Origin of the sequence: Burkholderia sp. EMB26, assembly GCF_024730645.1 — a bacterium.
Classification (GTDB): Bacteria; Pseudomonadota; Gammaproteobacteria; order Burkholderiales; family Burkholderiaceae; genus Burkholderia; species Burkholderia cenocepacia.
In genome coordinates this window covers 1,991,497-2,004,911 of the sequence record NZ_CP078070.1, presented here as the reverse complement: position 1 = coordinate 2,004,911, position 13,415 = coordinate 1,991,497, and the positions used below count along the sequence as shown (strand labels likewise).

Annotated in this window: 12 protein-coding genes; 8 read left to right on the top strand and 4 right to left on the bottom strand. The window is 68.0% G+C overall.

The features are described 5' to 3' along the window. Nucleotides 1-564: 564 nt before the first annotated feature. The 4 genes from rimO to KU887_RS09410 all read left to right on the top strand — a co-directional run bounded on the left by rimO (nucleotide 565) and on the right by KU887_RS09410 (nucleotide 4,809). Nucleotides 565-1,926, top strand: a complete 1,362-nt coding sequence (rimO, locus tag KU887_RS09425; protein ID WP_006497181.1) for a 30S ribosomal protein S12 methylthiotransferase RimO — start codon at nucleotides 565-567, stop codon at nucleotides 1,924-1,926. Nucleotides 1,927-1,929: 3 nt separating this feature from the next. Next, nucleotides 1,930-2,856, top strand: coding sequence for a sugar kinase (locus tag KU887_RS09420; protein WP_006485268.1), 927 nt, complete (start codon nucleotides 1,930-1,932; stop codon nucleotides 2,854-2,856). Between the two features lie 118 nt (nucleotides 2,857-2,974). Beyond that, nucleotides 2,975-3,514, top strand: coding sequence for a hypothetical protein (locus tag KU887_RS09415; RefSeq protein WP_048986474.1), 540 nt, complete (start codon nucleotides 2,975-2,977; stop codon nucleotides 3,512-3,514). Nucleotides 3,515-3,627: 113 nt separating this feature from the next. Then, complete coding sequence (locus tag KU887_RS09410) at nucleotides 3,628-4,809, top strand: cystathionine beta-lyase (RefSeq protein ID WP_006497182.1); 1,182 nt, start codon at nucleotides 3,628-3,630, stop codon at nucleotides 4,807-4,809. A gap of 87 nt (nucleotides 4,810-4,896) precedes the next feature. On the opposite strand, the gene serB is transcribed toward KU887_RS09410, so the two are convergent. Both serB and KU887_RS09400 read right to left on the bottom strand, forming a co-directional pair. Next, complete coding sequence (serB, locus tag KU887_RS09405) at nucleotides 4,897-5,742, bottom strand: phosphoserine phosphatase SerB (protein WP_012492650.1); 846 nt, start codon at nucleotides 5,740-5,742, stop codon at nucleotides 4,897-4,899. 166 nt (nucleotides 5,743-5,908) lie between these two features. After that, nucleotides 5,909-6,847 (bottom strand): LysR family transcriptional regulator, encoded by a 939-nt coding sequence (locus tag KU887_RS09400; RefSeq protein WP_006485262.1) that lies wholly within the window; start codon nucleotides 6,845-6,847, stop codon nucleotides 5,909-5,911. Between the two features lie 124 nt (nucleotides 6,848-6,971). Here KU887_RS09400 and KU887_RS09395 point away from each other — a divergent pair, with 124 nt between their 5' ends. The 3 genes from KU887_RS09395 to KU887_RS09385 all read left to right on the top strand — a co-directional run bounded on the left by KU887_RS09395 (nucleotide 6,972) and on the right by KU887_RS09385 (nucleotide 9,390). Continuing rightward, nucleotides 6,972-7,988, top strand: a complete 1,017-nt coding sequence (locus KU887_RS09395; RefSeq protein WP_034201719.1) for a zinc-binding alcohol dehydrogenase family protein — start codon at nucleotides 6,972-6,974, stop codon at nucleotides 7,986-7,988. A 158-nt stretch (nucleotides 7,989-8,146) separates the two neighbouring features. After that, a complete protein-coding gene (locus tag KU887_RS09390) occupies nucleotides 8,147-8,698 on the top strand; it encodes a DUF6013 family protein (RefSeq protein WP_034178470.1) in 552 nt (183 codons plus the stop codon). A gap of 218 nt (nucleotides 8,699-8,916) precedes the next feature. Next, nucleotides 8,917-9,390 (top strand): PliI family lysozyme inhibitor of I-type lysozyme, encoded by a 474-nt coding sequence (locus KU887_RS09385; protein ID WP_077020206.1) that lies wholly within the window; start codon nucleotides 8,917-8,919, stop codon nucleotides 9,388-9,390. Between the two features lie 36 nt (nucleotides 9,391-9,426). Here the strand turns inward: KU887_RS09385 and fetB are convergent, their stop codons facing one another. Beyond that, nucleotides 9,427-10,230 (bottom strand): ABC transporter permease, encoded by an 804-nt coding sequence (fetB, locus tag KU887_RS09380; RefSeq protein ID WP_006485250.1) that lies wholly within the window; start codon nucleotides 10,228-10,230, stop codon nucleotides 9,427-9,429. Next, nucleotides 10,227-10,928, bottom strand: a complete 702-nt coding sequence (locus KU887_RS09375) for an ATP-binding cassette domain-containing protein (protein WP_006497185.1) — start codon at nucleotides 10,926-10,928, stop codon at nucleotides 10,227-10,229. Before KU887_RS09375 ends, fetB begins: the two co-directional genes overlap by 4 nt. Before the next feature lie 152 nt (nucleotides 10,929-11,080). On the opposite strand from KU887_RS09375, the gene KU887_RS09370 reads away from it, so the two are divergent. Beyond that, nucleotides 11,081-13,396 (top strand): AsmA family protein, encoded by a 2,316-nt coding sequence (locus KU887_RS09370; protein ID WP_006497186.1) that lies wholly within the window; start codon nucleotides 11,081-11,083, stop codon nucleotides 13,394-13,396. Nucleotides 13,397-13,415 lie beyond the last annotated feature (19 nt).

Sequence of the window (13,415 nt, the reverse complement as noted above, 5' to 3'; positions counted from 1 at the left end):
CGCATGTCCTTCTGACGGGGATCGAGCAGGGTTTGTTTGCGCGGGCGTTGCGCGACCGGAAGTCCCGCCGGGCGGTCATCTCGCTGCTGGCAGATGCTTTGGTTCGCTGCGCGAATATTAATAAACGGAGTAGTTCGTCTCATTATGAGGCGCGATGCCGCGCGGCGTCAATCTCGATCGCCGGACGGGCGGAAACATGCGCGTCCGACGCACAGGAGTCTGGACGGGAAGCGGCAGGCTTGGCCAGGAAGGCGGCGCGGCGGCATATCGTTGTCGCGGGCTGCCGGCGTACATCGGGTGTGGCTCGGTATGGACCGTGCTCGGGCGGCGCAACGAAAAACCGCACCTTGGCCCTGTTTTTTTGCAGCGCAGCTTCGAAACCGCATGGCGATACCCATTGCCGAGCAGAAGGCGCCCGCATGTGTCGATCGCACCGCCCGGCACCGCCGATGTGGCGCTTCAGCCAATCCGGCACGCGACGATCCTTCCCGGTCGCTCATTTTGCCTCGCCACCCCTAAATCCCTGTAAACTCACGCTTTTGCTGCCACGCCCCCACACTCCAGATGTCCCAATCCCCCAAAGTAGGGTTCGTATCCCTCGGGTGCCCGAAAGCGCTCGTCGATTCCGAACAAATCATCACGCAACTGCGCGCCGAAGGTTATGAAATCTCCGGCACCTACGACGGCGCCGACCTCGTCGTCGTGAACACCTGCGGCTTCATCGACGAAGCCGTGCAGGAAAGCCTCGACGCGATCGGCGAAGCGCTGACCGAGAACGGCAAGGTGATCGTCACCGGCTGCCTCGGCGCGAAGTCGAGCGCGAGCGGCTCGAACCTGATCGAGGAAGTCCACCCGAAGGTGCTCGCGGTCACCGGCCCGCACGCGGTGGGCGAAGTGATGCAGGCCGTGCATTCGCACCTGCCGAAGCCGCACGATCCGTTCGTCGACCTCGTCCCTGCGGCCGGCATCAAGCTCACGCCGCGTCACTACGCATACCTGAAGATCTCCGAAGGCTGCAATCACCGGTGCACGTTCTGCATCATCCCGTCGATGCGCGGCGACCTCGTGTCGCGCCCGGTCGCCGAAGTGATGCTGGAAGCCGAGAACCTGTTCAAGTCGGGCGTGAAGGAACTGCTCGTGATCTCGCAGGACACGAGCGCGTACGGCGTCGACGTGAAGTACCGCACGGGCTTCTGGAACGGCAAGCCGATCAAGACGCGCATGACCGACCTGGTCGCCGCGCTCGGCGAACTCGCCGCGCAGTACGGTGCGTGGGTGCGTCTGCACTACGTGTATCCGTATCCGAGCGTCGACGAAGTGATTCCGCTGATGGCGGAAGGTCCGTTCAAGGGCCACGTACTGCCGTATCTCGACGTGCCGTTCCAGCACGCGCACCCCGAAGTGCTGAAGCGCATGAAGCGTCCCGCGAACGCGGAGAAGGTGCTCGAGCGCGTGCAGAAATGGCGCGAGATCTGCCCGGACCTGACGATCCGCAGCACGTTCATCGCGGGCTTCCCCGGCGAGACGGAAGAGCAGTTCGAGACGCTGCTCGACTTCGTCCGCGAAGCGGAACTCGATCGCGTCGGCTGTTTCGCGTATTCGCCGGTCGAAGGCGCGACCGCGAACGACCTGGACGGCGCGCTGCCGGACGAGGTTCGCGAGGAACGCCGTGCACGCTTCATGGAAGTCGCCGAGGAAGTGTCGGCGAACCGCATGCAGCGCAAGGTCGGCAAGACGCTCAAGGTGCTGATCGACGAAGTCGGCGAGGAAGGCGGCATCGGCCGTACGGCAGCCGATGCGCCGGAGATCGACGGTGTCGTCTACGTCGAACCGGCGGCGAAGGCATCGAAGCGCTACAAGGTCGGCGATTTCGTGTCCGTGAAGATCACGGGCGCCGACGGCCACGATCTGTGGGGCGAGGTGTAAGCGATGGCCGCGGTATTTCCGGAGATCCTCGCGCTCGGCGAGGCGATGATCGAATTCAACCAGTCGCAGCCGGGACGCCCTGAATTCCTGCAGGGCTTCGGCGGCGACACGTCGAACTTCTGCATCGCGGCGGCGCGCCAGGGTGCATCGACGGGCTTCGTGTCGGCGATCGGCGACGATCCGTTCGGCCGCCTGCTCGCCGACATGTGGGCGTCGGAGCAGGTCGACACGACGTACGTGCGAATCGACCGCGCGGCGCCGACCGGCGTGTATTTCGTCACGCACGGCGCCGACGGCCATCAGTTCGACTATCTGCGCGCGGGGTCGGCTGCGAGCCGCTATGCGACAGGCGACTTGCCGCTCGACGCGCTGGCGGCCGCGAAGGCCGTGCACCTGTCGGGGATCAGTCTTGCGATCAGCACGGCCGCGTGCGATGCGGCGTTCGCGGCGATCGACCATGCGCGTCGCCACGGCGCGAAGGTCAGCTTCGACACGAACCTGCGCCTGAAGCTGTGGCCGCTGCCGCGCGCTCGCGCGGTGATGCGCGAGGCGCTGCGCCAGACCGACATCTGCCTGCCGAGTTGGGACGACGTCACGGCGCTCACGGGCGCGAACGATCGCGACGCGATCGTCGACGCGATGCTCGAACACGGGCCGCAGGTCGTCGCGCTGAAACTCGGCAAGGAAGGCGCGTATGTCGCGACGCCGAACGAGCGGCGCGTCGTGCCGGGCTTCGCGGTCGAGGCCGTCGACGCGACCGGTGCGGGCGACTGCTTCGGCGGCGCATTCGTCGCGCGGATCGTCGCGGGCGACGATCCGTTCGCGGCCGCGCGTTATGCGAACGCGGCGGCGGCGCTGTCGACGACCGGTTACGGCGCGGTCGCGCCGATTCCGCGTCGCGATGCGGTGGAACGCCTGATGCAGGGCTGACGCGACACGCGCAGGCCGGCGCATTCGCCGCGCAGGCTTGCGCGGTTACGCAGGAACCGGGTCTCGACCCGGTGCCGTCCGCGATGTCGGGCGAATCTGAAGCAAGGAGCAACACAACGTGGGTCGATATTGGGAATGGCAACGGGCGCTCGTCGCCGGCGCGCTGGTCGCAGGTATCGCGATGCCGGGGAGCGTCGCCGCGCAGGCAGTCGCGCCGGGCGTGCAGCAGGATGAACCGGCGCCGGCGCGGCCGCTGAAACCGAATCCCGAGTTCGCCCGCCTGCCGCGCTATGAAGGCACGCTCGGCGACCGGCCGATCGTCGTGCATCTCGGCCCGAAGACGGACGAGGAAGGCGTGCACGGCGAATATCAGTTCGCCGACACGGGCGAGGTCGTGCTGCTCGCGGGCGACCGCGACGGCGATACGCTGGAGATCGAGGAATCGAACGACGGCACCAACATCACCGGCGTGTGGATCGGCCGCTTCGACGCGACGGGCGACCTGAAGGCCGACCGGATGAACTCGGACGAATCGGACCCGCAGCCGGTCGTGCTGCGCCTGGCGCCGGGCAAGCGCGCGGCGCTGCAGGTGCGCGACGGTCGCGTGCACGAAATCGAGACGGTAGGCGGCGTCGTCAACCTGCGTACCGACGACTGAGCACGCGCTGGCTCGGTGTGCGCGGCGCGCATTGTACCGGGCCAAGCGCGCCGATTTTGGCTACTCTAACGACATATTCCGCAACCGAACGGCCTCGTGCCCGGCTCCCCGTCATGACTGCATCCACTCCCAAGCGCGCGCTGCAAACCCGCATCGTTCAACCCGACGACGTCATTCCGGAAGGCTTCCGTTCGTTCGTGCCGCCGGTTGCGCGCGCGTCGACGGTCGTGTTCCCCGATCTCGCGACGATGCGCGCGCTGGTCTGGCACAACGACAACCAGTGGCGCTACGGGCTGCACGCGACGCCGACGTCGCTCGCGCTCGCGCAGCGGCTCGCCGAGATCGAGGGCGGCACGCACGCGCTGCTGCAGCCATCGGGCCTCGCGGCGATCATGAACGTCTACTTCGGGATCGTGAAAGCGGGCGACGACGTGCTGATTCCGCATAACGTGTACGGCCCGAACGCCGATTTCGGCAACTGGCTCGCGAAGGACTTCGGCATCACCGCGCGCTTCTACGATCCGCTGATCGGCGCCGGCATTGCCGAGCTGATCCAGCCGAACACGCGGCTGATCTGGATCGAGGCGCCCGGCTCGGTGACGATGGAAGTGCCCGACGTGCAGGCGATCACGGCGGCCGCGCAGGCGCGCGGCATCGTCACCGCGATCGACAACACCTTTTCGGCGGGCCTCGCGTTCAAGCCGTTCGAGCACGGCGTGGACATTTCGGTGCAGGCGCTGACCAAGTACCAGTCGGGCGGCAGCGACGTGCTGATGGGGGCGACGATCACCGCGAACGCGGAGCTGCATGCGAAGCTGAAGCTCGCACGGATGCGCTGCGGGATCGGCGTGTCGGTCGACGATTGCTCGCTCGTGCTGCGCAGCCTGCCGAGCATGCAGGTGCGCTTCGACGCGCACAGCAAGAGCGCGCTCGCGCTCGCGCAATGGCTGAAGGCGCGGCCGGAGATTGCGACGGTGCTGCATCCGCAGATCGCCGACTGCCCGGGGCACGCGTCGTTCATGCGCGATTTCACGGGCGCGGGCGGGCTGTTCTCGGTGGTGTTCGACGAACGCTACAGCGCGGAGCAGGTCGACCGTTTCGTCGAGTCGCTCGAGCTGTTCGCGATCGGCTGGAGCTGGGGCGGCGCGTGCAGCCTCGCGATGCCTTACGACGTCGCGTCGATGCGTCCGGACTGGCCGCATCGCGGCACGCTGGTGCGTTTCTACGTCGGTCTGGAAGACGAAGGCGATCTGCGCGCGGACATCGAGCGTGCGATGCAGGCCGCACTGGGTTGATCGCAGGGCGGCCACGTCCGGCACAAAAACGAAACGCCGGCGCGATGCTCTGTCGCGCCGGCGTTTTTCATTGACGGTGCCGCGAAATCAGAACAGTCGCAGCAGCCCGTCGAGGCCGACATGGTCGAACGCGACCGTCGCCGCATCGCGCACGACGGGCTTCGCGTGGAACGCGACCGACAGCCCGGCTTCGGCCATCATCTTCAGGTCGTTCGAGCCGTCGCCCATCGCGATCGCGCGGTGCGGTTCGAGGCCGAGCGACGCGCACGTCTCGCGCAGCAGGCGGGCTTTCACGTCGGCGTTGACGATCTCGCCGAGCACCTTGCCGGTGAGCTTGCCGTCGACGATCTCGAGCGTGTTCGCATGTGCGTAGTCGAGGCCGAGGCGGGCCTTCAGCCGCTCGGTGAAGAACGTGAAGCCGCCCGACACGAGCAGCGTCTTCATGCCGGCGGCCTTCACGCCGGCCAGCATCGTCTCGGCGCCCGGCGACAGTTGCAGCCGTTCTTCGTACACGCGCTCGAGCGCGTGCGCGTCGAGCCCGGCCAGCAGCGCGACGCGGCGCGTGAGGCTTTCGTTGAAGTCGCGGATCTCGCCGCGCATCGACGCTTCGGTGATCTCCGCGACCTGCGTTTTCAGCCCGCAGAAATCGGCGATTTCGTCGATGCATTCGATCGTGATCAGCGTCGAATCCATGTCCATCACGGCGAGCCCGAAATCGCCGAGCGTGCGGCCGGCCTCGACGAAGCCGAAGTCGAGCGCATGCGTGCCGCAGTACGCGTCGATGTCGAGGCGCTGCGCCGGGCTCGCGTTTTCGATGCGCAGCGCGTGATCGTCGGTCTGCACGATGCGGGTGCCGCGCGACAGCGCGAGCAGCGGTTTGTGATGGGCGTCCGACAGCGGCGCAAGACTCTGGATGACGAGATTGTGGGTCATGACGAGTGGTTGGGAGACGAATGAATGACGTGCGCGGCCCACGGGCGGCCGCCTGCGAGCGCGGGCCCGGTGCGGCGGCGGGCCATTGCGTCGCGAACGCGCCATTGTAGCCGGTTGGCCGCGCATGGCGGCCGGGGCCGGCACGAAACCGTGCGCGGCAGCGGGGTCACCCGTTCGCGCGATCCCAGTACGGCGGATCGCCGAAATGCTCGGCCAGGAACGCGATGAACGCGAGCGTTTTCAGCGGCACGTGCGCGCGGCTCGGATAGACGGCCCAGATCGCGACGTCTTCCGCGAACGGATAGTCGTCGAGCACGCTGACGAGCGCGCCGCTCGCGAGCAGCGGGCCGACGTCCCAGGTCGACTTGATCGCGATCCCGAAGCCGTCGACGAGCGCTTCACGGATCGCCTCGCCGTTGCTCGCCACCAGCCGGCCGCCGACCCGCACCGTGAGCGGCCCCTGCGGCGTCGCGAACGACCAGTCGCGCTGGTCGCCGAGGATCACGCACTCGTGCTGCGTCAGGTCGGCCGGATGGCGCGGCGTGCCGCGTTCGGCGAGATAGGCGGGCGAGCAGCACAGCACGCGGCGGTTCGTGGCGAGCTTGCGCGCGACGAGCGTCGAATCCTTCAGCGCGCCGAGGCGGATCGCGACGTCGTAGCCGTCGTCGACCAGGTCGACGATCTCGTCGGACAGCCGCAGATCGAGCGACACGGACGGGTAGCGGCGCAGGAACGCCGGAATCACCGGCGCGACGTGCTGGCGGCCGAACGACGACGACATCGACACCTTCAAGCGCCCGTACGGCTCGCTGCGGCCGCGGCCCACCGACGCGCGTGCGGCGTCGGCGGCCGCCAGCAGCGCGTCGGCGCGCGCCATGAAGACTTCGCCGTCCTGCGTGAGGCTGATGCGGCGCGTGGTGCGGTGCAGCAGCCGGGCGCCGAGCTGGCGTTCGAGCTGCGCGATGCGTGCGCTGGCAACGGCGGCCGACACGCCGAATTCGCGCCCGGCCGCGCTGACGTTCGACAGCAGCGCCGCGCGGACGAACAGCGCAACGTCGAGCAGGTCGAGCGGCTTGTCGGGCGCTGGAATCGGATCGGACGTCATTATTCTGAAATTCCTGAAAATGTTTCAGGAAATATAGCGGTTTTCTCGAAGGATCGGGTTGCCTACGATGGCACGCATGGAGGTTGCGCCGCAGCCTGCCGGATTCCCTGAAAGGAGTATCGAGATGAAAGCCGTTGGACTCACCCGTTATCTGCCGATCGACGACCCGCAAGCGTTGCTCGACGTCGAACTGCCACAACCCGTGCCGGGCCCGCGCGATCTGCTCGTGAAGGTCGAGGCGATTTCCGTGAACCCGGTCGACACCAAGGTGCGGGCGCCGAAGCCGCAGGTCGAGGAGACGCCGCGCGTGCTCGGCTGGGACGCGGCCGGCACGGTCGTCGCGGTCGGCGCCGACGTCACGCTGTTCCGGCCCGGCGACGAAGTGTTCTACGCGGGCAGCATCACGCGGCCCGGCGCGAACAGCGAATTCCACGCGGTCGACGAACGGATCGCCGCGCTGAAGCCGCGCACGCTCGATTTCGCGGCGGCGGCCGCGCTGCCGCTCACCGCGCTCACCGCGTGGGAAGCGCTGTTCGACCGGTTGCGCGTGTCGCCGCAGGGCGCGGACGCCGGCAAGTCGGTGCTGATCATCGGCGGCGCGGGCGGCGTGGGCTCGATCGCGATCCAGCTCGCGAAGACGCTCGGCAAGCTGCACGTGATCGCGACCGCGTCGCGGCCGGCGTCGGCCGACTGGGTGCGCTCGCTCGGTGCGGATGCGGTGGTCGACCATTTCGGCGACCTGCCGGCGCAGTTGCGCGAGGCCGGCCATCCGAGCGTCGACTACGTGCTGATCTTCAACGATACCGACCATCATTTCCCGGCCGCGGCGGAAGTCATTCGGCCGCAGGGCGGCATCTGCACGATCGTCGAGAACGGGAAGCCCGTGCCGGTCGAATTGCTGAAGGCGAAGAGCGCCGCGTTTCACTGGGAATTCATGTTCACGCGGGCGATGTTCGAGACGCCGGACATGATCGAGCAGCACCGGATCCTCGGCGAAGTCGCGCGGCTCGTCGATGGCGGCACGCTGCGTACGACGCTCGGCGAACAGCTCGGCACGATCAATGCCGAGAACGTGCGGCGCGCGCACCGGATGCTCGAGGCCGGACGCGCGATCGGCAAGCTCGTGCTGAGCGGCTTCTGAGCGGCAGCGCGCGTAAGGTTGCGGCGCCGCGAACGCAAGCGGGGTAACACCCGATGCGTTTGCGGCGCATTGCAACGCGCTTGGCGGTAGACTGGCAACGCATCATGCATCGAAAACCGCGCGGCACGCGCGTGCCGCCGCATTACAAGGAGGTCAGCATGAGCCAACGCAGCTTGTCAGTCGCCGCATCGTGGTCGGTCGTGTTCGCGGCGGCGTGCGTCAGCGCGAGCGTATTCGCGGCGCCGCCGGTCAAGGGCAGCCTGAAGGGCGGCGGTACGGGACAGCTCGAATACACCGTCAAGGTCGACTCGAAGACCTTCGGCAATACGCAGGAGACCCGCAAGATCCGTTCGGGCGAGACGGACGACTTCAACTGGAAGTCGGTGCCGCCGAGCGGCGCGGTCGCGATGCCGGACGGCTGCCCGAACGCCGACAACCTGCCGCGCGACGCGAACGGCGCGATGGTGCGGCAGACCCAGGTGCGGCTCGCACCGTCGGTCGATGCGAAGGGCGTCGCCAACGTGCAGTTGAGCTTCCAGGCGGCCGCGCCGAAGGGCACGCGCAGCGTGACGGCCGGCGGCAAGTCGCTGCAGTGCCCCGACGTCGTGTCGGTGAGCCAGGTGAAGTGGGTGTCGATCTCGACCAACGGCGGGTCGAAGTCCGTGACGATGAGCGACGGTACCAAGGTGACGGTGTCGATCAAGCATTGAGCGGGCACGCGCGGACCGGCATTTCTGTCGGTGCGCGCGCAACCGGTTCGATGGCGGAGCGAGCAGGGCCGCACGCGAGCGGGTCGTGCCGTCGTCGCCATGCGTTTGGCCGCCTGCTTCGCGGAACGGTGCCGCGATCGTGCAATGGCGAGGCGTGACGTCATGTGGATGTCACGTTATGCTCGCCCGCATCCTCTCCTTCCGGTCACTATTTCCCGATGAAACTTCGAATGCACGCGCTGCTGTCTGCCATTGCGTTCGTTGTCGCGCACGCTCACGCGGCCGACGAATGCGGTTTCGTGAAGAAGGTCGAGCTGCCGTCGCGGCAGCAGGTGGCGGTGATATCGAGCGGCGCACTCGAACCGTGCTCGACCGGCAGCTACGCGGTGCGCGTGTATTCGACCGCGCATGCCGCCCCGGGCTTCGATACCGACGATTACGTGACGGGCACGCTGCATGCGCGCGACGGCACGATCGTCGATGCGTACACGGCCGACCTCGGCGCCCGCGCGCCGCAGGCGCTCGTCGTGACCACGCGCTCGGCCGGCAGCGGCGGCTATGTCGGCGCGCAGGCGTATGTGACGACGTCGCGCGCGGTGCGACTGATCGCTTCGGTCGACGGGCTCGCGCCCGATGCGGATATCTCGGCCGCACTCCGGCAGGCGATCGGCAAGCGACGCAGCACGCATTGATCGCGCTGGCCGCGCCTCGCGCGCTGCAGCGACGCGTCAATGCGTGCGCTCTTCGAGTCGCGATGCGAGAAAGCGGTGATCGGCCGAGAACAGCCGGCGATAGGTCATCAGCACCGCGCCGACCGTGCCGAGCGCGGACGCCGCGGCGATCAGGAACATGATCACGATCTGGTAGCGCACGGCCTGCAGCGGCGACTGGCCGGCCAGCACCTGGCCCGTCATCATCCCCGGCAGGCTCACGACGCCGACCACCGCCATCTGGTTCAGCGTCGGCAGCATGCCCGCGCGCACGGCCTGGCGCGCGGCGTCCTGCGCGGCTTCCCAGCGCGTCGCACCGAGCGCGAGCGCGGTTTCGACGCGATCGCGGCGCGCGGTGAGTTCTTCCATCATTCGCTCGACGCCGAGCGATACGCCCGTCAGCGTATTGCCGAGAATCATCCCGAGGATCGGGATCGCGTATTGCGGCGCGAACCACGGATGGATGCGGATCACGACGAACAGCCCGACCGCCGCGACGAACCAGCTGCTGAACCAGATCGATGCGATGCTGTCGAGGCGCTGGCCGCGGTACGTGCGCTTGCCGCGCCCCGCACCGGCGAAACCGGCGATCAGCGTCATCAGCGCGGTGAGCGGCAGCACGACGTACCAGTGCGGATGGCCGAACACCCAGCCGAGCACGTAGCCGATCGCGAGCAACTGCACGACGGTGCGCACGGCCGCGAGCGCGAGCTTGCGGCCGAGGCCGAGCGACAGCGCCGCCGAGATCGCGCCGTTGACCGCGACGAGCGCGGCCGCGATGCCGACGTCGACGAGGCTCAGGTCCTGCAGTGCCGGGCTCATTGTGCAGCCTCCGTCGGGTTGGCCGCGTGCAGCACGCCGGCCTGCATCACGAGCCGCATCGTGCCGATCCGCGCGGCCTGCGCGGGATCGTGCGAGATCCACATGTAGGCCCGTGCATCGGGCGCCGCGTCGAACCACGCGCCGACGAGCGCTTCGATCGCGCGTGCCGACTCGGGGTCGAGCGCGGAGGTCGGCTCGTCGAGCAGCAGCACGTCGGGATCGAGCTGCAGCACGCGCAGCAGCGCGGTAATCTGCGCTTCGCCGCCGGACAGGTCGCTCGCGCGTTTGTCGAGAAAGTCGGCGCCGCGACCGGCCTGCGCGGCGAGCGCTTCGGCGCGCGCGCGATCGAACGCGACGTCGCGATAGATCGCGAGCGAATACGGATAGCGCAATTGCGACTCGACGGTGCCGTCCATCTGCGCGGGGCGCTGGCGGACATAGGCGACGCTGCGCCGGTAGCGCGGAATCGCACCGCGCCGGATCCGGCGGCCACGCCACAGGAGCTGGCCGCCATCGAGCGGATCAAGCAGCGCGAGCGCGCGCAGCAGCACGCTCTTGCCCGACCCGGACGGTCCCGTGATAGCAATTCGCGATCCCGCGGCGAGACTGAAATCGGTCGGGGCCAGCAAGGTCTTGCCGCTGCTGGCGTCGCGCCGCGTGATGTGCCGCGCATCGATGAGGCCGGTGGGGGAGGTCATGTCACAAATGAAAAAAAGCGTTAATGGCGCCGAAAGGCCGCCACGTCGTGCGTCATAATACCGATTGAAAAGCCGCAGTTGTCGTGCGCCGTTCGTCCACGCAAGCGGCCCGGCATCGTGCGGCAACGCTTCAGAACAACAACGGAACCGCCATGACGCTAACCCGAGCCATCGGCAAATCGGCTGCATGGATCGTCGGTATCGTCGCGGTGCTCATCGCGGCGGCCGGCGTCTTTCTCTTCACGTTCGACTGGAACCGCGCGAAACCGTGGGTCAACGAACAGGTGAGTGCCGCACTCGGCCGCCCGTTCGCGATCAACGGCGACCTCAAGGTCGGCTGGCGTCGCCCCGATGGCGAGACCGGCTGGCGCGCATGGGTGCCCTGGCCGAGCTTCTCGGCCACCCAGCTCGAGATCGGCAATCCCGACTGGGCGAAGGCGCCCAAGTTCGTCACGCTCGATGCCGCGCACTTCGATCTCGCGATCCTGCCGCTGCTGGCACATGAAATCGTCATCCCGTCGATCGACGTCGTGAATCCTGCCGTCGATCTCGAGCGGCGCGCGGACGGCACCAATACGTGGACCTTCCAGTTCAAGCAATCGTCGCAGCCTTCGCGGTGGAAGGTGCGGCTCGACAGCTTCGGGTTCGCGAAGGGCACCGTCACGTATCGCGACGCGATCACGAAGGCCGACCTGACCATCGCGATCGATACGCTCGGCCAGCCGATCCCGCTCGGCGACGTGCTGAAGGAGCAGGAGCAGACGTCGCGTGCGGCGTCGGCGCAGCGCGTCGGCAAGCACGGCGCCGCGCAACTGGGTGCGAAGGCCGATGCGCAGGCCGCGTCGAGCGCGTCGGCTCCGAGCGCGGCTGCGTCGTCGGGGGCGTCGGGTGCGCGTGCGGTTGCTTCGGCTGCTGCCGGTTCGGCGGGTTCATCGGCTGCGTCGGGTGCGTCCGCCGCGTCCGCGCGTTCCGCATCGACGGCGACTGCCGCGTCCGGCGCGAGCGGGGCCGCGGCGCCCGCGAAACCGTCCGGCCCGACCTATGCATTCGGGCTGAAGGTCGACGGCCGCTACAAGAACGTGCCGATCAACGGTACCGGCAAGGTCGGCGGCGTGCTCGCGATCCAGGATACGTCGCGGCCGTTCCCGCTGCAGGCCGACGTGAAGGCCGGCGATACGCGGCTCGCGATCGTCGGCACGCTGACCGACCCGATGCATCTCGCCGCGCTCGACTTGCGGCTGTGGCTGCAGGGCACGTCGATGTCGCACCTTTACCAGCTCACCGGCATCACGCTGCCCGATACGCCGCCGTACGCGACCGAAGGGCGCTTGATCGGCAACTTCAAGCCGCATGCGAGCACCTTCCGCTACGAGAACTTCAACGGTCGCGTCGGCGGCAGCGATCTCGGCGGCACGCTCACCTGGGCGCAGCGCGAACCGCGTCCGAAGCTGTCGGGCGAACTCGTGTCGAACCTGCTGCAGTTCTCCGATCTCGCACCGGTGATCGGCGCCGATACGGCCGCGAGCAAGGCCAAGCGCGGCGACACGACGCGTCAGCCGCCCGACCGCGTGCTGCCGGTGGCGACGTTCCGTACCGAACGCTGGAGTGCGATCGACGCGGACGTGAAGTTCACCGGCCGCAAGCTGATCAAGAGCCCGCAGTTGCCGATCACCAACCTGTACACGCACATCCTGCTGCAGGACGGCGTGCTGTCGCTCGAGCCGCTGCAGTTCGGCGTCGCGGGCGGCACGCTCGCGACCAACGCGCATCTCGACGGCAGCCGCACGCCGCTCAAGGGCCGCTTCACGCTGGCCGCGCGGCATCTGAAGCTCAAGCAGCTGTTCCCGACGCAGAAGGTGATGCAGACGGCGCTCGGCGAAATCAACGGCGACGCGTCGCTGTCGGCAACGGGCAATTCGCCGGCCGCGCTCGCGGCGACGTCGACCGGCGAAGTGAAGGCGCTCATCACCAACGGCCGCATCAGCCGCTTGCTGATGGAGGCCGCGGGGTTGAACGTTGCGAACGTGGTCTACGAGAAGCTGTTCGGCAACCGCGACGTCAACATCAACTGCGCGGCGATCGATTTCGCGGCGACCGACGGCATGCTCGACCCGAAGGTGTTCGCGCTCGATACCGACGATGCGCTCATCAACGTCGACGGCCCGATCAACCTGCGCGACGAATCGCTCGACCTGAAGATCCATCCGCACACGAAGGGCTTCCGGATCTTCTCGCTGCGCTCGCCGTTGTATGCGAAGGGCACGTTCAAGAACCCGAAGGTCGGCGTCGATGCGGGCGCGCTTGCCCTGCGCGCCGGCGCGATGGTCGGCCTCGGGCTGATCAACCCGTTCGCGGCGCTGATCCCGCTGATCGCGCCGAGCAACAACCGCGACGTGCCGTGCTCCGAACTGTTCGGGCAGATGAAGGCGAAGGCGGCGCAGCAAGCGGCCAAGAAGGCCGGCAAGTGACGCGCAGCCGCGGGAGCGG

Bases quoted from the DNA above. Each gene is read 5' to 3' on its own strand.
- KU887_RS09420 (WP_006485268.1), top strand. From the start codon at position 1,930: ATGGCCGCGGTATTTCCGGAGATCCTCGCGCTCGGCGAGGCGATGATC.
- KU887_RS09400 (WP_006485262.1), bottom strand. From the start codon at position 6,847: ATGACGTCCGATCCGATTCCAGCGCCCGACAAGCCGCTCGACCTGCTC.
- KU887_RS09370 (WP_006497186.1), top strand. From the start codon at position 11,081: ATGACGCTAACCCGAGCCATCGGCAAATCGGCTGCATGGATCGTCGGT.
- KU887_RS09410 (WP_006497182.1), top strand. From the start codon at position 3,628: ATGACTGCATCCACTCCCAAGCGCGCGCTGCAAACCCGCATCGTTCAA.
- KU887_RS09375 (WP_006497185.1), bottom strand. From the start codon at position 10,928: ATGACCTCCCCCACCGGCCTCATCGATGCGCGGCACATCACGCGGCGC.
- serB (WP_012492650.1), bottom strand. From the start codon at position 5,742: ATGACCCACAATCTCGTCATCCAGAGTCTTGCGCCGCTGTCGGACGCC.
- KU887_RS09390 (WP_034178470.1), top strand. From the start codon at position 8,147: ATGAGCCAACGCAGCTTGTCAGTCGCCGCATCGTGGTCGGTCGTGTTC.
- KU887_RS09385 (WP_077020206.1), top strand. From the start codon at position 8,917: ATGAAACTTCGAATGCACGCGCTGCTGTCTGCCATTGCGTTCGTTGTC.
- fetB (WP_006485250.1), bottom strand. From the start codon at position 10,230: ATGAGCCCGGCACTGCAGGACCTGAGCCTCGTCGACGTCGGCATCGCG.
- rimO (WP_006497181.1), top strand. From the start codon at position 565: ATGTCCCAATCCCCCAAAGTAGGGTTCGTATCCCTCGGGTGCCCGAAA.
- KU887_RS09395 (WP_034201719.1), top strand. From the start codon at position 6,972: ATGAAAGCCGTTGGACTCACCCGTTATCTGCCGATCGACGACCCGCAA.